The organism is Levilactobacillus zymae DSM 19395, from assembly GCF_001434115.1.
GTDB lineage: Bacteria > Bacillota > Bacilli > Lactobacillales > Lactobacillaceae > Levilactobacillus > Levilactobacillus zymae.
In genome coordinates this window covers 66,679-85,559 of record NZ_AZDW01000050.1, presented here as the reverse complement: position 1 = coordinate 85,559, position 18,881 = coordinate 66,679, and the positions used below count along the sequence as shown (strand labels likewise).

Sequence of the window (18,881 nt, the reverse complement as noted above, 5' to 3'; positions counted from 1 at the left end):
TGACACGTCAACTATTGACAAGTCAAATATAACATGAAAGCGTTTTTATGTAAACGTATTCACAAAATAAATCTAAAAAAATAGACCCCGTTACCGTGATCTACGATAAATTCAAGTTGCTTAAACGCTGTAATAGTCCGGCCAGTTGGGCGATTTCCGCCGGGGTGAACTGTTCCCCAAAGAATGCCAATAAAATCTTATCCGCCGGCGTCTCTCCACAATGTTTCAATTCCTGTTGAGCGGCAGCCGTCAAGGTCACCAACACTTCACGGTTGTTTTGTGGATTTCGCTCACGCGTCACGTGTCCCTGCTCTTCAAGTTCTTTCAAATGTCGGGTTACCGCGGCATTATCAATCTGGAGTTTCCGTTGCAGACTCCCTTGCGTGGTCCGTCCATTTTTCTTTAAGAACAGGAGGATGACGTAGCGGGTCAGGTTAAAGCCCGTCTGATTTTTAAAGAGACTGGTCACGTTCAAATCGGCCAGTTTCAATTGATACAACAAATCCACTAATTCGGTAATGGTCATGGGTCGCCCCTCCTCGCTCGACGGTGAGTCGTCTTCTTAAGAATACGCTCACCATTTTTCAAAGTAAAGTCACACCCACTAGCCACTAAAAACGGGCCACCCCCTGGTCGCCCGTTTAGTCATTATTTCGTTTTTTCAACCTTACGTAACGGCCGCTTGATCATGGTCAACAGCTTCTCCGATTGCAAGCGTGCGACCACGGCGTCCACCGCAACCTGCATCAGCTTTTCGTTTAAGTTTTTGGCAGCCGGTTGAACCTGGTCTTCACCCAAGTGGTGTAACCGGTCCTCCAGGCTCCCAATAAAGTTGTCGTAGGCCTGCTTCGGGTAATCGCCCGCCGTGATCTGGTCGATCCCCGTGCGGACCGTGTCCGTCTGGAACATCGGCTTGAGCAGACTAATCATCAAAATATCCGTCAGTTGCATGGTCTGATACTTCTTCTTGACCGGCGCTAAAATCACCTTGTGCTTCACGTAGTTGTTGATCATCGCCGGTGTGATGGTATCCACGCCCAACGGTCCCAACACCTCGTTGACTAGCGCGGTGACCTGATCCATGTACAAATCAAACTTGGGTAAGTCGTCCCACCGGGGGAGCTTAACCCCGTGCATCTGCGTTTCCCAGCGGGTGTATTGATTAAAATCTGCCATCGTCGTTCCCTGCCCTTCGGTTGTTTGGTGTCATTATAACACGTTACCTAGTCTTTGTGACTAGCTAATCACTAACTTTATCATTTTCAGCTAACGCCACCGAATTCGGCTTAGGATGCGTTTGCCCAGCACCGCCTGAACCAGTAAAAAGACGGGTTGCACACTGATCATCAACGGGAGGTACAACAACGCCAACTGCCAATTCAAGAGGTCGACCAGCGAGAACAGCTTGCCGAAGAAGAGGAAGATGACCGCAAACAGCGCCGCCATCACCAGCACCAACGCAATCTTGAACCGGTTCAACGGCCGGGCAACCATCAGTAACGCGTTTAAGCTGACCAGCCCGGTCATTAGGACGCTTAACGTCGAGGTCGTCGCGAAGCTCAGGTGGAACTGGGTGCCGATGGCCATGATCACCAGGATGTAGCCCACCACACAGACCGCAGCCGGAGCCGCAATCTCCATGACCTGCTTCATGAACCGGTCGGCAATGCGCGTGTAGTTCGGCTGTAAGGCCAAGAAGAACGTGGGAATCCCGACCATTAGTGACGAGATGGGCGTCAATTGGATTGGCTCGAACGGGTAGCTGCGACTCATGAAGATGAAAATCAGCGTCAGGACCACCGAATACATGGTCTTGATCAGGAAGAGCGAGGCCACCCGCTCGATGTTGTTGATGACCCGACGGCCTTCGTTTAACACGTTGATCATGGCGTCGAAGTTCGAATTGATCAAAACGAAATCGGCCAGACTCTTGGTGGCCTCACTTCCCGACGCCATGGCGATACTACAGTCGGCCTGCCGCAAGGCCAACAGGTCGTTGACCCCGTCCCCGGTCATGGCCACCGTATGGCCGGCCGCCTGGTAGGCCTTGATCAAGCCCTCCTTTTGCTGGGGCGTGACCCGACCAAAGACGTTATAGGTCGCCACCAGTCGGTCGTAGTCGGGCTGTTCGCCCACCTGACTCATATCCACTAGTGCCTGGGCGCCCGGAATCCCGGCACGTTGGGCAATGCTGGCCACGGTCACGGGATTATCCCCCGAGATGACCTTTAGGGCCACGTCCTGGGTCACGAAGAAATCAAAGGTGTCCGCGGCGTGGGGCCGCAATTCGTCGGTGATCAAAATTAACGCTAGCGCCTGGGGATTTACCGGCCGGGGCGTGGTCAGTTGGTCGACTTGCGCCAGTAACAGGACCCGGTACCCCTGGGCGGCCAAGGCCTGAATCCGCTTCTGCACGGCGGTGGGCACCTGGTCATAAATAAACTCGGGTGCGCCCATCACGTAGACTTGGCCGGCCAACTGGGCCCCGCTCCATTTCCGTCCCGAGGAGAACGGGAGAACTTCCCCCGCGGTGGTGACCGTTGGGGTCCCCAGCGCGGTTTGCACGGCCTGGGCGGTCTCATTATCGTCGCCGGTGGCCGCGACCAGTTGCGCCAGGATTGTCTGAACGGTCGTCAGCTCCGTGGCCCCCACCGGATCCAATCGTTCTAGTTTCAGCTTGCCACTGGTAATGGTCCCGGTCTTATCCAGACATAAAACATCCGCTCGGGCCAGTGCCTCGATAGCGGGTAATTCACGAACCAACACGTTTTTACGGCCCAGGGTAAAGGCCCCCGCCGCTAAGGCTACCGACGTTAACAGGACCAGCCCCTGCGGGATCATCCCACCCATCGCGGCGACCGTGCCCAGAATGGCCCGGTTGGTGTCTTGGCCCTTGACCAGCGACGCGATGAACAACAGGATGCCCAACGGAATAATGACGATGGTCAAGATTTTAATAATTCGATTAATGGTATCCAGTAATTGACTGGCGGTGCGATGCTGTTGCTTGACCGAGTGGGCCAACTGTTCGACGAAGCTGCTTTGCCCGACCTGCGTGGCCTGCACCACCGCCTTACCGCCCAGTAAAACACTGCCGGAAATCAGGGTATCGCCGGTGCGCTTGGTAATCGGCGTCGACTCCCCGGTGATCTGGGACTCGTCGACCTCCAGGCCCGTGGTTTCACGGATCAGACCGTCGACCGGTAGCTGGTCCCCCCGACCGACCTCTAGCAAGTCGTCCTGGACGATTTCGTCTTGGTGCCGCGCCGTGGTTTCTCCGTCGCGGCGAACCCGAATCAGACCTTCCGACAGCAACGCCAAGTGGTCGACCTGGCGTTTGGACCGGATTTCTTGAAAGATGCCGATTCCGGTGTTGACCACCACCACCCCGATGAACAGGAGGTTTTTATAGCTGCCGGTCATGAGGACCAGGCCGGCCAAAACTAAATTAATTAAGTTAAAGAGCGTGAGTAAGTTATCCCGAAAAATCTGTTTGACACTCCGCGTGAGCGGCGGGACCGGGTCATTCTTTAGGCCCTGCTCGATCCGCGTGGTCACCTCGGCAGCCGTTAACCCGCGCGTCAACGGTGGCGTTTGTGCATCTTGTTCAACTGTCGCCATGGCCCAGACCTCCTTAAATTGGTACCGCTTTTACCCATATTGTACAAGATTATTTGACCACTCACCCGTTATCTGTTTAATTTTTTCGCTTCTTAAACGAATCGCTAGCAGTTTAACAGACCGGCTGGAGAGTGGTTAAATGAAGGCGGAAACAATTAACGAAGGAGGAATTTTTCATGGCACATAAATCAACGTCCCTGATTTTGTTTGTCTTGTATCTGATCTTGTTGGGCTGTATGTTGGCGCACCAAAACATGCTGGCCATGTGGCTGATGACCGCGGGTATGCTCTTCGAGGCCAGTGTGAACCTCTACGACCAGTTTCGTCGCCACTGAGTTGCGTAAAAGTAAGCGTTGTCATTTAAACGATTATCACCTAAAATTAGTTTATTAGGCGCCTCGACGCCCAACAGAAACAACGGGCTTGCCCGCTAAGGAGGACACATTTATGACATTATCCAGCATTACCGAAACCCGGCCCCTCGCCGACGGTCACCAGATTCCCAAGTTCGGCTTCGGGACCTACCTACTCAGTGATCAAGCCACCATGGATACCACCATTCAGACCGCGTGGGACGCCGGCTACCGTTTATTTGACACCGCGATGCTCTACCGCAACGAAGACATCCTGGGAAACACCCTCAAAACGTTGGCCCTACCGCGGCCCGACCTGTACTTGACCAGTAAGGTCGCCGAAGCCGTCCAGGGTTACGACGAGACCCTCAAGGCCGTGGAAGGGTCCCTCAAACGTCTCCAAACCGACTACCTGGACCTTTTGCTGATCCACTGGCCGGTGCGCGAACACTTCTTCGACACCTGGCAGGCCATGGAACAGCTCAAGGCCGACGGTAAAGTGCGGTCGATTGGGGTGTCCAACTACACCGTTGCCCACCTCGAACTCTTAGCCACCCAGGCCAAGGAAATGCCGGTGGTCAACCAAGTCGAATACCACCCCTACCTGAATCAACAAGCCTTATTAGACTACGACACCGAAAACCACATCGTCACCGAGGCGTGGAGTCCCCTGGGGCGCCGTGCCGTTTTAGGCGACCCGATGATCAAGAAGATCGGTGACCACCACCACAAGTCCGTGGCCCAGGTCATCTTACGCTGGGAACTCCAACACGGTATCTTACCGATTCCGAAGTCCCAGCACGCCGAACGCATCGTGGAAAACGCCCAGGTCTTTGACTTCGAGTTGAGCGACGACGAACTGTCGATGATCGACCTGTTGAACAAGAACCAACGGACCGGAAACGAACCGGAAATCGTGTACGAAACCGGGAAACAATATTAAAGTTAAACCCAAAAATGGCGTTGCCCCCAGCTCACAGACTGGGCGGCAACGCCATTTTTTTAGTCGTCATTCGATTAATCGATGCTAATCTTGTGGTGATCTTCCGCTTCGGTTTCCTTCGGCAAGGTCAACGTTAAGATACCATTATCGTACTTGGCGTTAACGTGCTTCAGGTCAATGTTTGGCAGGTAGAAGGCCCGGGAAACGTTTTGACTAGAACGTTCTTGCCGTAAAACGCGGCCCTTGTCATCCTTGGTTGATTCATCGACGTTAGACGTCCCGGAAATCCGTAACGTGTCGTCCCGATAATCGACGTGGATATCGTCCTTCTTGAAGCCCGGCATTTCCGCCGTAACTTGGTAGTCCTTATCGTGTTCGACCACGTCAGTCTTCATTGGGTTATCGGTTCCGTTAAACAAATCGCGGCCCAAATTACCCACTTCATTAAAGAAATTCATTGGATTAAACAAATCATCGTTCCGGTTCATCATTTCGTTGGTCATACTCAATAACCCCTTTCAAAGTTCTTTGTTTCTCTTTACATTTTCTATAATAGTCAGCATTGGTCAGAAAAGCAAATAATTAGCACTCGTTTTATAGAGTGCTAATTTTGTGCTGATTACCCTGCTGTATAAGCAACAATTGTCCATCATCTTAACACCGGTCGGGGGAAAAGCAACTATTCCGTCAAAAAGGTCAAACTATATCAAAAAAGGAGTCACGGCGAATGCCGTGACTCCCCACCATTATTATTTTAATTTTGCTGGAATCTCAAATTGCGGCGACAGTAGCTTCATTTCTGCTTCCTGGAGTGCCTGCCGGGTGAACCAACCATCCCGAATTAGTTTGCCGAACTCCCCAACGTTATGGAGCATCTGTGCCAGGTCTTGATCCGAGATGCTATGGATGGCATCATCGACTTGATCCAGGCTGTCGATGGCGATACCCAGACCGTTGTTCACGATGATGTCGGCCACCGCGGCCTGCCGCCAGATGATCACCGGCAACCCGTGGCCCAGATACATCGACACCTTGTGCGGATGGTTATACCGCGTGTAGTCGTTGTACTTGTAACTCGACGTATCGCTGTCCCAGGCCAAGCCAAATTCACGTGGCATCTCCTGAATCAGGTCCCAACGCCACCGTTGACCCCGAAAATCGATCTTTGGATTAGCGTCGAGTTTCTTATCCAAGTCGTCGTCGGTCACTCCGAACACGGTAATCGGGGTCTCATTGTTCCAGTCGGCCAGGTAACGGGATTTAAGGATGTTTCCGGCTAAGACCACACCGCGCTGGAAGTCTTCCGGCTTGGTCTCGTAGCGGTCCTCGTCGTGGTTATCGTCGAGATAGTCCAGCAAATATTGGTTGACCATCGGTGCCGTCACACCGAGTTCGCGCAAGCGGTCGGCCATCAACCGATTATGGACGATCAGCACGTCACATTTATTGAAGTAACCGATCTCGTCGATCCAGGTCGGTGCCTGTTGGTCACGCAGGGTCCCCACGTCATGAACCAAGCAGACTACCCGCACGCCCCGCCGATGCATCTGGTCGACGAACAGGTTGTCAAACCGTCCACTATTTAAAGAAGGAAACTGGTAGACCAGCATGTCACCTCGGCCCACCGCGGCCGTGATACCGTCAATGCGGGCCATCATGGCGTCGTCGTCTTCGCCGACGTCATTGTAGCGAAAAATGTTGGCCACTCGATAGCCCATGGACGCCCCAATGTTGGCAATATCCTGCTTGGCCTGGCGGGTCGCATCAAACGTGCGCCCCTGCACAATATCCGTAATCCATTTTTGCATAAACACAATCTCCCATCCCGTTTCGCGCCGCAGAACCTGCCCGCGCGGAACCGTTCCCAAAACGACTGGTTTTTCTCGTGAACTTACCACATTAATAGCTTAATTATAGCGACTTTGACCCCCGAAAAGCAATCATCAACTCAAGCAAAAGGAACCGCCCCGACCGCGTGTTCACACCGCCGATTCGATTCCTGATTAAAACAGTCGATAATATTTAACATTTAATTGCTGGTTTCTTTCACTTTACCATTTAGAACAAGTATAATCGGTATAGACGACTAGTTTTGCTAGCGTCCGTCGCTACCCCTCAAGAACCAGTTCACAGGGGCCTTGTAAGATGGCCCATTTGACGCCGTTTTCCCCCTAAAACAGATTTACCAACGGGTACAAGATCCCCGCTAACACGATAATGGCAATGGCCACCGAAATTACGATGTTCAAGGTCTTCCCGGACGACTTCTTCTCGGCCGGCGGAACCTTGACGTAGTGCTCTTCCTGCTTCATTCTTGAGGAGATGTCGCTTTTCAACATTTCCTTATTTGTTTTACTGGTCATGCTATAATTATAACCATCAAACAGAATTGAAAGCAATGAATTGGGTCAACTTTTAAGGAAAGAAATGATGAGGATGCCGTTCACACATCACCGCACTCCTGAGAGATACGTCCGCCAAATGCGCGCCGTAGCCGCCTTAGCTTCCAAGTATCGGGACATGTCCGATAAGGAGTTAAAATCACAAACTGAACTCTTCCGCGAGCAGCTCGCTGCCGGTAAATCCCTGGATTCACTGAAAATCCAGGCCTTTGCGGTCGCCCGGGAAGCCGATCGACGGGTCCTAGGGATGTTTCCCTTCGACGTCCAGGTTCTGGGGGCCTTGGTCATGCAAGACGGCAACGTCGCCGAGATGCAGACCGGGGAAGGGAAGACGCTGACGGCCACCCTGCCAATGTACCTTAACGGCCTAACCGGGAGTGGTAACTTTCTGGTCACCGCCAACGAATATCTGGCCTACCGGGACGCCCAGGAAATGGGGAAAGTCTACCGTTGGTTGGGCCTGACCGCCGTGGCGGGGGTTCCCGCGACCGGCGAAGACCCGCACGACCGGAACCTACATAAGATCTACCAGGCCGACATCGTCTACACCACCAACTCCACCCTGGGCTTCGATTACCTGATGGACAACCTCTCGGGAAGTGCCGACGAACGCTTCTTGCAAGGGTTCCACTTTGCCCTTCTCGACGAGATTGACGCCGTCCTCCTCGACTCGGCCCAAATGCCCTTGGTCATATCCGGGGCGCCGCGGGTGCGGTCCAACCTCTTTGAAATCGCCGACCAGGTCATCTGCCTGTTGCGTGAAGACATCGACTTCGAACGCAGCAACGACCACAAAAAGGTCTGGTTCACTCCCCGCGGAATCGACCACATGGAAGAGTACCTGGGGCTCGAAAACCTCTTGGGCGAACACCACCGGACCCTTTACCGGCACCTGGTTTTGGCCCTCAAAGCCCACCAGACGCTGACCCGCGATCGCGATTACGTGGTCGATGAAGATGGCGTGTCGTTATTGGACCTCTCCAACGGTCGGAAGCTGGCCGGCATGAAGCTGGAAGCCGGTCTGCATCAGGCCCTGGAGGCCAAAGAAGCCGTTCCGGTCAGCAACCAGACCCGGACCATGGCGTCGATCACTTTCCAGAACCTCTTCCGCATGTTCAGTCACCTGAGTGGGATGACCGGGACGGCCATGACCGACGCAGCTGAGCTTCAGGAAACCTACCGTCTGTCAGTCATCTCCATCCCGACCAACAAACCCTCCCAGCGGATCGACCTGCCCGACCGGCTCTACAATTCGACGTCGGAAAAACTCGAGCACGCCGTGGACCTGGTCAAACAAGCGTATCATCAGGGACGTCCGGTGCTAATCGAAACCGGATCCGTTTCCCTGTCGAACCTCTTCTCCCGGATCTTACTGCGTGAAGAGATTCCGCATAACCTCCTAAACGCACGGAGTGCCGCCAAGGAAGCCCTCATCGTCAAGGAAGCCGGACAACTCGGTGCCGTGACCGTCGCCACCTCCATGGCTGGTCGGGGAACCGACATCAAGCTGGGAAAGGGCGTCAAGGAATTGGGTGGTCTGCTGGTCATCGGGACCGAGCGGATGAACAGTGCGCGGGTCGACAACCAGCTGCGGGGCCGTAGTGGCCGCCAAGGGGCCCCCGGCGAGGCCGTCTTTCTGGTCTCCATCGAGGACTCGATTCTGTTGGAACACGGGCCTAACTGGCTGCGGCGGTACCGCCGCCGAGCAGCCGCCTACAAGCGCGATCATCCGGGCGCGGGGAATCCCCGCATTCGAATGCCCTTCTGGGGTAAGCACCGGTTCCATCACCTCATCACGCAAGCGCAGCACAACGCCGAAAAGAGCGACCGACAATCGCGGACGCAGACCCTCCAGTACGCCGAAATCATGCGGGTCCAGCGAGACACCATTTACGCCACGCGCCAACAGATCATGACGGTGCCGACCCTCGACGACCAGCTGGCCAGCATCTTTAAAATGGCCGCCCGGTCGTTCATGCAGCAGCATCCCCAACCGACCCGTAGCGACATGGCCGACTACGTGTTGAACACCATCGATAACCACCTGGTCGTCGCCAACGTGATCGACCACGATTGGCAACCCGACCGGCCAAAACAAACGGTCCCATTTTTACAGAAACTAATGGTTGACCAACTCCAGAAAAAATTCGAAAATATTAACCAAGACCAACAGGTATACTTCGAGCGGATGTGCCTTTTGAAGTCGCTCGACAACGCCTGGATCGACCAGGTCGACATGCTCCAACAGTTGCGTCAAATTGCCACCAGCCGGAGTACGGCCCAACACGACCCCCTGTTGGAATACTTGAAGGACGGTCGCAAGGCCTTTGCCGAGATGAAACAATCCTTTGCCCACCAGGCCGTCAAAAATCTCCTCTTATCGGAATTTCAATTTAAAGCGGACGGGAGCATTGATGTGACCTATCCTTAGAAAGGTGATTTGTTGTGCATCGTTATCGTGAATTTCTAACCAGCCTGGGCTGGACCGCCCTGATTTTAGCGGTCTTCGTCACTGGCCAAACGATTCCCCTCCCGAACGTGGATCTAACGACTGCCGAGGCCGCCCTTAAACACGTGACTTTTTTGCGACTCTTCGGCAAGGTGACCGGGAGTGACTTCTCCAACCAAACGCTCTTCTCGGTCGGGATGGGGCCCTTCATGAGTGCCATGATCATCTGGCAGGCCGTCCAGGCGATTGGCGATGAGGCCATCAGTAACCTGAGTCCCCGCCAGGTCAGCTTCGGTAAGTACGGCATCACGCTGTTGCTGGCCATCGCCCAGTCCTTTCAGCTGGTCTATCTGACCCGCGGCTCATTGCAAACGTTTTACCTGGCCGGGACCGATATCGACATCACCTTCGTCGGCACCATGCTGATTCTGATTGCCGGGGCGCTGTTCGTGGCCTGGCTGGCCAACATGAACGCCGCCATTGGGATTGGGAGTAGTGTCGCGCTGATCATCCCCGGTATCGTTCGGGGCATCCCCAACAACCTGATCCACGGGTTCGGGGACGCCGAGACCGTGACCCTCAAGATCAACGCCACCACCCTGACCGTCGCTATCGTCGTCGGGGCCATCTTCCTTCTATTTAGTGTCATCACCAACGCCGCCGAACTTCGGCTACCCATCGAACGACCGATGCTCGACCGGGAACACTCGAATTCCTACCTGCCCATCAAAGTTCTGACCTCGGCGGGGATGCCGTTCATGTTCTCCAGTTCGCTGTTCATGCTACCGCGGTATTTCGTCAACCAGACGGTCGGTCCGACGACCCCCGCACAGCATTTCATTACCACCTGGTTTTCCTACCGGACGCCTCAGGGGGTGCTGATGTACACCATCGTTCTGTTACTTCTGAACTACGCGTTCGGCTACATCAACCTACAACCGACCCGCCAGGCCAAGTCGCTCAAGGAAAGTGATGACTACCTGCTAGGCACCTATCCCGGTGACGCCACGGAAGCCGCCATCATGCAACACTTCAACCGGCTGACCTTTATTTCCAGTATCATCACCCTGATCATCGGGGTCGGTCCCCTATTGGTGGGACTTTTCTGGCCCGTCGCCGCGAACTACTCCCTATACTTAGGGTCCTTGATGATTTTGGCGGGGATGACGATCGGGGTCGCCGACCAGATTCACGGCCTGATTACGAAAAACCGGTATCAGATTTTTGACTAAGGAGGTGTCCCAATGACCGTCATTATTCCAGCATGGTCCCGCAGTGCGCTACGACTGACCGATAATCCCATCGTGAAGTTAGCCCAGCTGTTCATGCACAACCAATTGGGCACCGAACTGCTCTTACTCCAACCCCTGCCCTGGCTCCGCTACCAGTTGCAGGCCAATCATCTGACCACGTTGCCCTGGTGGAACGTCTTCGACGACCTGCAACAGGTCCATCAAGCTGAGGGGTTACCCCTGGGACTCGAAGATCTCGACTTACCGCGGGGCACCCAGTTCGTCTATCTGGCCGACAAAGTTCTGCTGGTGCGCAATCAACGTATCCAAGGTGAGGTCACCTTCCACGCGGCCGGTTTCGTTAGCCAGGTCACCCTGACCAACCCCGACCGGACCCGAATCATTCGGACCTATGACGACCGGGGCTTCTGCTCCACGCAAACGACCTACGATCACCGCAATACTCGCCTGGAGACCCTCTGGTTCAACCCCGCCACTCAGCCGGTCATGCGCCGAACCACCGACAATCACGTCGACCTCCTCGCGGCCGATGGGCGGGTCACCCGGACCTATGCGTCGCTAGAAGAGCTAATCATTGAACGGGTCCAGGCTCATCTGGCGGACCGCGACGACTTGATCATCAGTGCCGCTGACCCGGTCACTGCTTCCATCTTGACGGCCATCGCCCAGAAACACCGGGTCGCCTATCTCCTGGCCACCCGGGTCGCCCCGACATTGCCCGACAACCTCTTCGCCGCACTAGAACGGGTCATCGCCCCGACGCAACAAATGGCTAAAAAATTCCGCCAGGTCAACGCCAATTTGGACGTGCCTGTCGACGTGGTCTCGCCCTACGCCACCACGTTGTCCCTGGGAAACAGTACCGAATTACCGGAAACCACTATCGTCTGGGCCGTCAATTACCAGCCCATCTATGAGCAGGCGATTGTGACCCAACAACTGACCGATTGGTTGGTCAAGGACGAACGCCACGCTGTCACCGTGATTGCCACCTCCAAAGTTTCCGCCGACCGACTCACGCAACAATTCCAGCAGCACATCATCGCCGCCACTGGCATTGCGGAGGGCTCGCCCGAGTATCTCTTGCTCCAAAGCCTCTTGATTCAATTGGCGAACCACCAATCCCTGACGCAAATCGATCAGCTTCCCGCGGTCATTCAAACCACGCTCAATAATCTGCAGCGGATTCACGTGCGTCACCGTTTGGTTGAGAGCGATCGGCAGGAGATTCTTGGTGGGGCCCGCCTGCTGATCGACTTGGGCGAGATTCCCAACTTACAGCTCCAAATTGCGGCCATCAGTGCCGGGATTCCCCAGATCAACCGGGTCGCGACCGGGTACGTTGCGGACCACGAGAACGGCCTCATCGTCAGTCATTTAACCGATCTACCGGCCGCCCTCGACTTCTACCTGGCGACCCTGATTCACTGGAACGAAAGCCTGGTCAAGAGCATCAACTACCTCGAAAACCTCGCGGAACCGAAACTTTTGGCTTATTGGAAAGGGGTGATCACCCATGGCGAACATGCGTAAAATGCCGGTCGTGCAACTCGGCGGTCGGCCGGTCATCGACCCCAACACGCTCGATGACGTCTATCAGTGGGTCTACCATCCGGACCACCAGCAAGACGATCAAGCGCCCCAACTGGCGCTGACCCAGACCGGGGCCATCACGCCGGAATGGCGCAACGCCCTGTTCCTGTTGCCGACTGACGACCCGACCTGGAACGACTACGCCACCCTGGCCGCCTTACCAGCCAATCACATTCTCTATGACCGCCAAGTCGACCTCGACGCCGACACCCAAAAGCTGTTCGCGCTCAAGGGGGCCTTTCCCATCGACATGACGGACGCTACGGAACTGACCACCACCATCAACCGGGACTGGTTCCCCGGCCAAGACGCCTTTAAGCTCGACCACGGAAGTCTTCGGATTCTTTCCAGCTTTGACGGTCAACTGAAACGATACGGCCGTTACCGGATGCATCTGTCCGGTAACTTCGGCCTTGATTTTCAACCCGTCGCCATCTGGGAGACTCAGGGATACGCCGGGCGTAACCGCGACCTGACTTTTCAAGCCGAATGCGCGACTTCGGCTGACGTTTCTGTCCGTTACCAGTTGACCCTGATCAATCAGCAATCGCCCCAGCCCCTGCACACCATCGTTTTCGACCCAACGGACTATCCGGAGGGAAAGACTCTGCACTTAGGGGACACCGACTTCTACTACACCCTGAGCGTTCTGGCAAAGGGGCAGGGCGACCTCGACATCGGCCTGGTCCACATCGCTCGTTCCCGGGAAGATTTCGGCAAACTTTTCCCGGGCGGTCACCTGTTTCACGCGCCGGAAAGTTTTAACGACAACTTTTACTATTATTTCGACGCTGGCGATATGAAACCACCCCTGAACGTCTACTTCAGTGGGTTCAACATGGCCGACCACTTTGAAGGAAACTTCATGATGGAACGGCTGGGGGCACCCTTCCTACTGGTCAGCGACCCGCGGCTCAACGGGGGTGGCTTCTACCTGGGATCCCCCGAGTTTGAGACCGGTATGCGTCAGATCATCGATTCGACGCTCAAGCAACTGGGGTTCGCCCCCGACGACCTGATTCTTTCGGGGATCTCCGAAGGAACCACCGCGTGCCTGTACTACGGTGCCCAGCTAAGTCCCCGAGCCATCGTGGCCGGTAAACCCCTCATCAACCTGGGGACCACCGCCACCAACGGGCGCATCAAGCGGACCCAGGACTTCCAACCGTCGTTCGACTTTCTGCTCTACCACACCGGTGACGACACACCAGCCACCGCCCAGCAGCTAAACGACCGCGTCTGGGAGAAAATCCGGCAGGCTGACTTCAGCCACACCACCTTCGCCATCGCGCACATGTACCAGGACGACTTCGACAATACGTCCTTTGACCAGCTGTTCGAGTGGACCACCACCCACTTCCCCCACATGCGTTTCCTCCATAAGGGAATTCTGGGACGGCACAACGACGATACGCCGGCCGTGAACGCCTGGTTCTTCAAGCAATACCAGATGATTCTGGCGTCCGAATTCGACCGCAAGTTCGTCACTGAGGAGGTGTCTTCATGAGTCTCGCTTACTTACTGCTCTGGCCGACCCACCTGCGCAATACCTACGAATACGGTTGTCAGGTCACGGTCTCGCCTGAGCGCGTGGTCACCTACCGGGCACCGTTAATGCCACCCGGCGAGGTGATTCACCAGTGGCGCTCCAAGCGGAACTTTGCCGCCCAACATCTGACCAACGATTTACCGGTGATTCGGCCGGATACGACCTACTTTCTGCACGGCCATATCAGCGTCACCGGCGGCGGGGTCTACCTGCGTATCCAATTTCTGGACGAGGACGGCCACACCATCGGTAACACGATTCTCGACGGGACCGAGGGCCACTTTACCATGCCCCCGGAGGCAATCGATTACGCGATTGAACTGGTCAACACCCATCACGAACAGGTCATCTTCCACAATCTCCTGCTGATGGATGCCGCCACGGAAGCGGCCTATCAATTCACCGTCGATTCATTCGCTGGGAGCGTCACCGCGACGGCTAAGGGGGCCACCCAACCCCACGTCGCGTTAGTGGTCCGTCAGGGGGCGACCAAGCCCCTGCTACTAATGCCCAACCGGGATAATTTAGTGGTCTATGTCACCCCCTACCAGTTGGGCAACATCCACTGGATCGATAAAATCAACCAAGAGCTAATGACCTTCTTGGCCAACTACCCCGCCACGTCCCGGGAAGACTCGGGACTGGCCGCCTGGCAAGCCAAGCTGGCGCACTGGCAAACACTTATGCTTCGGGAGGAACCAAAATGATATTTTTTGTTAACGGAACCATCGGGATGGGCAATTCCGGGGTCGAACACGCCGAATTCTACCGAGGAAAGGTCCTGACCCAAGCCGGCCTACCTTTCCGCTATCTCTTTTATCGCTTGAACCGGGACCTCCAAGCACCCATGAAGCGCTGGGGCCTGGCGAACGACCAAGTCATCAACATGTGGGAGTACTTCGTTTTGGGTGAGGACTACCTAAAGCACGGCGTCCAGACCTTTTACCCCCAAGACACCAAACTGGTGATTGATTCGACCAACACCCACCGTAAGCGTGACACCTACACGACCAGCGGTCTGCACGTCGTCGATCACATGGTCAAGCACCCGGACAAGCATAAGAAGACCAATATCCTACTAGTTGGTTCCAACCACGTGGAACTCTTTAATATGAATACCGGTCTTAAAATGGCTGACTTCCAGTTTTATGATGATCAGCACCGGAAGGTCATCATCCGTAACATTCACTTATACCACCAAGCCGGTGGCGAACACCTTTTCTTCTCAAACGGGATGCAATTGATTCGTTACTTCTTCGAACGGTTGAACCTGGCCTATAACGAAAAGAACATCTACATGATCGACCGGGGTATCGACCCCGAGGTGGCCCTCTTCAACATGCATTCCACAACCACCAAGGTGATCGACGTGATTCACGCCGACCAGTTGAACAACCGGAAGGACCCCCGTTACCCACTCTTTAACAACTACAACGAGTATCTCCTGACCCACATGGACCAGGTCGACAAGGTCATCGTCGCCACCGAACGGCAACGGCAGGACATGCTGATCGATTTCCCGGGTCACGACGACCAAATCGTCACCATCCCTGTCGGGGGTGTGCGGGACAACCCCACCATCGACCTCAACAAGCGGCCGGGTGATCCCATCAAATTCGTTACCGCTTCCCGGTTAGCCGTTGAAAAGCACGTGGACTTCATCGTCAAGGCCGTCGTTAAATTACACGATGAAGACGGCGTTAACCTGACCCTCGACATCTTCGGGGCCGGAGAAGAACAGAAGCGAATCAAGCAGGCCATCGAAGACGGTCACGCCAGCGACTACATCACCCTTAAGGGCCAGTCGGCGAACCTGGATCAAGAATATCCTAAGTACGATGCCTACCTCTCCGGGTCCTATTCCGAAGGTTTCGGCCTGACCTACATCGAAGCACTCAACGCCGGACTCCCTATCGTGACGTTCAACGCTCGTTTCGGGGCTCAGGAACTCGTGACGGATGGTCAAAACGGCTTCTTAGCCGATTTCAACCGCGAAGACGCCGATTACAGTGTTGACCAACTGTACCAAGCTCTCCAACGGTTGATGGCCGCGGATTACGGTCAGTTGCGCGCCAACACCGTCAAGTTGGTTCAACGGTACCAGGACCACGTGATTGCAGAAGATTGGAGGAAGTTAGTCGATGCGCTATGAATTAGTTAATGGTGTTCATACCAATTTTGAAATCTGGAAACAGGAAAAACGGGTGCTTGAAACGGATAAACTGCACCTATTGTCGATTGGCTCCGCGCCAAACTTTGCCGGGACCATGCGCCAACAAGGCATCAAGCACAGCGTGAACCTTTACGACTTCATCACCAAGCGGACCACTTACAATCCGGACGATTACCTTTTCTTCAACCGCGCCCCGGTGCCGACAGGGACGAATATCCTGATGAACGCCGACGGTTTCTGTGCGTTGGAATACGATGGTGCCCCCATTGGTCAATTGAAGCTGTACCCCAACACCAACCGGGCCGTAAAGGAAATCGACTACTTCAACCCGGATGGCAGTAACGACCTCATCGAAGAATACGCCACGGACGGTCGGCAATACACCCAACTCTTCTACGACGAAGGGCATCCCCAGGAATTCGACTTTTTAAACCTGAAGGGACAACCGGTCATTCGGTATTATTACTACGAAGACGTGCTGAACTACATTACCATCGAAAACCCCGAGACCCAGGAGGTCCTGGAGCACTACGATAACCTAAACGAGTTCATTTGCCGGCAGGTCGCTAAGCTCTTGACGGTCCAAGATCAAGTCATCGTCTGCTACATGGGGATGGAAATGATGGCGCTACGCTACGCCAAATCCCACAATATTCTGCGCCTCTCCGAAGACCCGATTGACGAACAAGGCGAAGTTCGAGGGAACTTATTGGGAATTCTCAACAACGATATTACCTACATCCAAGAAGTTCAGATGACGCAGGCCGCGTACAACGCGCTGGCTTTACGCAACATCAAACTAGATAAGGCTCAAATTATTCCAGACGAAGCTTAAGTAAAACGCAGAGACCCGTTAGAACGCTGAGAATTGCGCTCTAACGGGTCTCTTTTTGAGTTACATGAAGTTATTCCTGGACGTCACAAGTTCGCTGAGGGTTGGTATTTTTGCCGATTAAGCGTATCGTCTCAGTCGCCGGCAGCGTCCCCTTCTTATATAGAACCAAAAAACACGGTCATCCGCTCCTGTTGAGGAACGAATGACCGTGTTTTTGACGTAGCCTGTGGTCATTAACGCGTGACCGTCAGACTAACGATGACTCGTGGTTACCGGTCAACCGGTGTGACCACGTACCGAAGAACTTGGTTGCTGTCGTACATCCAGCCTAGACTAGCCAACGTTCTTGCCGGAATCCGGTAAGTTATTAGTTGGGTGCTAGCACTTGGAATAATCCGCATGTACTTCTGGTCAGCGGTGATGTACCCTTCCTGACCGTACGTTGGGGATGCCGGATTAATGTCGAGCACCTTGAACCGCAACGTCCCATTAGCTGAGACGGCCGTTCCCAGAATTAGGAACACTGGCTGCTGAGCCTGTGGCAAATTCTCGTACCAAGTAATCCGCGTCTTTGCTGAGAAGTTTGGCGTCGTGTACAGCCCCATCTTTTGTACGGGCACGCTGTACAACTGAACGTAACCCGTCCGCAGAGCCGTTGGTGTTACCGGCCGACTCATGATCTGAGCGATAACCGCTGGCCCATTTTGTGGCCGCAACGTTTGCCGACTTACTGACAAGTAACTCAGACTTGGCGACAACCGGTGAACGACTGGCGTGTACCGGCCCTTAACGGCTACTCTGACCTGAACGTGCTTGACCGACTTGATGTGCCGTTGAGTACTGGTGTGCTTCAACGTTACCTTCCCGGTCTTGACCCATTGACGGTTAGCCGTGATGTACCGGCCGTTGGTCAATTCGATCCGCGTCGTCAGGTGGTAGTGCACGATGCGCTTAACCTTCAGTTGTTGACCTTGACGGTAATGGGCCACCTTACCGGACCGTGAAGCCGTCTTGTAAGCATTCACGCCCTTCGGATTGATGATCGTAATCGTCTTGGTCTTCTTCTTGGTTGCTGTGGTCAACGTCTGGTAGTACGTGTTCCGGACGTACTTCTTGTTGGCGGTAATGTACCCAACCAACCCATAAGTCTTAGACCCATGGTTAACGTCGCGAACCTTGTACCGTAACGTGCCATTCTTGGACCGGGCTTCACCAATCACAACAAATTGTGGTTGCTTGGTCCGTGGTTCCTTAGCGTACCAGGTGATCCGACCCTTGGTGGAGAAGGTTGGTGACTTGTACAGGCCAATCTTCTTGATAGCCGAAACACTCTTGATCTTGGTGCTGGTCTTCTTAACCGTTGCACCCGCTTCACCCGTTTGCAGGCCACCGTTACCATTCGAAACGACATCGGAAGGACTGGTGGTTGGCGTCGTGGTAGTCGTAGTGGTCCCGGTTGACGTCCCAGTGGACGAATTCCCGTTATCACCGGTGCCACCGGTTTGCGTATTCTGACTTGCTTCACTAGCAGAAGCACTCTGACTAGCTAAACTCATGGAGGTGTCGGCCGATTCAGAAGCCTCCTGACTCGCAACACTCATGGAAGTGTCCGCTGATTCAGAAGCTTCCTGACTCGCAACACTCATTGAGGCGTCCGCAGATTCGGAAGCTTCCTGACTGGCGACACTCATTGACGTATCTGCCGATTCA

16 protein-coding genes are annotated in these 18,881 nt (G+C 54.6%); 9 read left to right on the top strand and 7 right to left on the bottom strand.

Translation table 11 applies throughout. The features are described 5' to 3' along the window. Positions 1-100: 100 nt before the first annotated feature. The 3 genes from FD38_RS10680 to FD38_RS10670 all read right to left on the bottom strand — a co-directional run bounded on the left by FD38_RS10680 (position 101) and on the right by FD38_RS10670 (position 3,621). The gene (locus FD38_RS10680; protein ID WP_057734049.1) at positions 101-526 is read right to left on the bottom strand and encodes a MarR family winged helix-turn-helix transcriptional regulator; all 426 of its coding nucleotides are present in this window, start codon (positions 524-526) and stop codon (positions 101-103) included. Positions 527-648: 122 nt separating this feature from the next. Beyond that, entirely contained in the window at positions 649-1,176 is a 528-nt protein-coding gene (locus FD38_RS10675) for a DUF1836 domain-containing protein (RefSeq protein WP_057734047.1), read from the bottom strand. A gap of 90 nt (positions 1,177-1,266) precedes the next feature. Beyond that, positions 1,267-3,621 (bottom strand): cation-translocating P-type ATPase, encoded by a 2,355-nt coding sequence (locus FD38_RS10670; RefSeq protein WP_057734045.1) that lies wholly within the window; start codon positions 3,619-3,621, stop codon positions 1,267-1,269. A 176-nt stretch (positions 3,622-3,797) separates the two neighbouring features. On the opposite strand from FD38_RS10670, the gene FD38_RS12950 reads away from it, so the two are divergent. After that, positions 3,798-3,956, top strand: coding sequence for a hypothetical protein (locus tag FD38_RS12950; RefSeq protein ID WP_170218393.1), 159 nt, complete (start codon positions 3,798-3,800; stop codon positions 3,954-3,956). Positions 3,957-4,068: 112 nt separating this feature from the next. Then, positions 4,069-4,917, top strand: a complete 849-nt coding sequence (locus FD38_RS10665) for an aldo/keto reductase (RefSeq protein ID WP_057734044.1) — start codon at positions 4,069-4,071, stop codon at positions 4,915-4,917. Between the two features lie 74 nt (positions 4,918-4,991). Here FD38_RS10665 and FD38_RS10660 read toward each other — a convergent pair whose 3' ends face one another. From FD38_RS10660 to FD38_RS12825, 3 genes are all read right to left on the bottom strand, one after another. Continuing rightward, the gene (locus FD38_RS10660; protein ID WP_057734042.1) at positions 4,992-5,420 is read right to left on the bottom strand and encodes an Hsp20/alpha crystallin family protein; all 429 of its coding nucleotides are present in this window, start codon (positions 5,418-5,420) and stop codon (positions 4,992-4,994) included. 246 nt (positions 5,421-5,666) lie between these two features. Further along, positions 5,667-6,725: a glycosyltransferase gene (locus FD38_RS10655; RefSeq protein ID WP_057734040.1), complete on the bottom strand. Its 1,059-nt coding sequence runs from the start codon at positions 6,723-6,725 to the stop codon at positions 5,667-5,669. 363 nt (positions 6,726-7,088) lie between these two features. Then, the gene (locus FD38_RS12825) at positions 7,089-7,280 is read right to left on the bottom strand and encodes a hypothetical protein (protein ID WP_147007821.1); all 192 of its coding nucleotides are present in this window, start codon (positions 7,278-7,280) and stop codon (positions 7,089-7,091) included. A 73-nt stretch (positions 7,281-7,353) separates the two neighbouring features. Here FD38_RS12825 and secA2 point away from each other — a divergent pair, with 73 nt between their 5' ends. The 7 genes from secA2 to FD38_RS10620 are packed head-to-tail and all read left to right on the top strand — an operon-like array spanning position 7,354 to position 17,171. Beyond that, positions 7,354-9,750, top strand: a complete 2,397-nt coding sequence (gene secA2 / locus FD38_RS10650) for an accessory Sec system translocase SecA2 (protein WP_147007822.1) — start codon at positions 7,354-7,356, stop codon at positions 9,748-9,750. Between the two features lie 14 nt (positions 9,751-9,764). Then, on the top strand, positions 9,765-11,000 hold the full coding sequence (locus tag FD38_RS10645) for a hypothetical protein (RefSeq protein WP_057734038.1): 1,236 nt from the start codon (positions 9,765-9,767) through the stop codon (positions 10,998-11,000). A gap of 12 nt (positions 11,001-11,012) precedes the next feature. After that, positions 11,013-12,554: an accessory Sec system protein Asp1 gene (gene asp1, locus FD38_RS10640; protein ID WP_057734037.1), complete on the top strand. Its 1,542-nt coding sequence runs from the start codon at positions 11,013-11,015 to the stop codon at positions 12,552-12,554. Continuing rightward, positions 12,538-14,121: an accessory Sec system protein Asp2 gene (asp2, locus tag FD38_RS10635; protein WP_057734035.1), complete on the top strand. Its 1,584-nt coding sequence runs from the start codon at positions 12,538-12,540 to the stop codon at positions 14,119-14,121. The genes asp1 and asp2 overlap by 17 nt, the downstream gene beginning before the upstream one ends. After that, positions 14,118-14,870: an accessory Sec system protein Asp3 gene (gene asp3 / locus FD38_RS10630; RefSeq protein WP_057734033.1), complete on the top strand. Its 753-nt coding sequence runs from the start codon at positions 14,118-14,120 to the stop codon at positions 14,868-14,870. Before asp2 ends, asp3 begins: the two co-directional genes overlap by 4 nt. Then, positions 14,867-16,315: a glycosyltransferase gene (locus tag FD38_RS10625; protein WP_057734031.1), complete on the top strand. Its 1,449-nt coding sequence runs from the start codon at positions 14,867-14,869 to the stop codon at positions 16,313-16,315. Before asp3 ends, FD38_RS10625 begins: the two co-directional genes overlap by 4 nt. Further along, positions 16,305-17,171: a hypothetical protein gene (locus FD38_RS10620; RefSeq protein WP_057734029.1), complete on the top strand. Its 867-nt coding sequence runs from the start codon at positions 16,305-16,307 to the stop codon at positions 17,169-17,171. Before FD38_RS10625 ends, FD38_RS10620 begins: the two co-directional genes overlap by 11 nt. Before the next feature lie 269 nt (positions 17,172-17,440). Here the strand turns inward: FD38_RS10620 and FD38_RS12880 are convergent. Then, a partial coding sequence (locus FD38_RS12880; protein WP_225430773.1) for a DUF5776 domain-containing protein occupies positions 17,441-18,881 on the bottom strand: 1,441 nt, incomplete at its 5' end.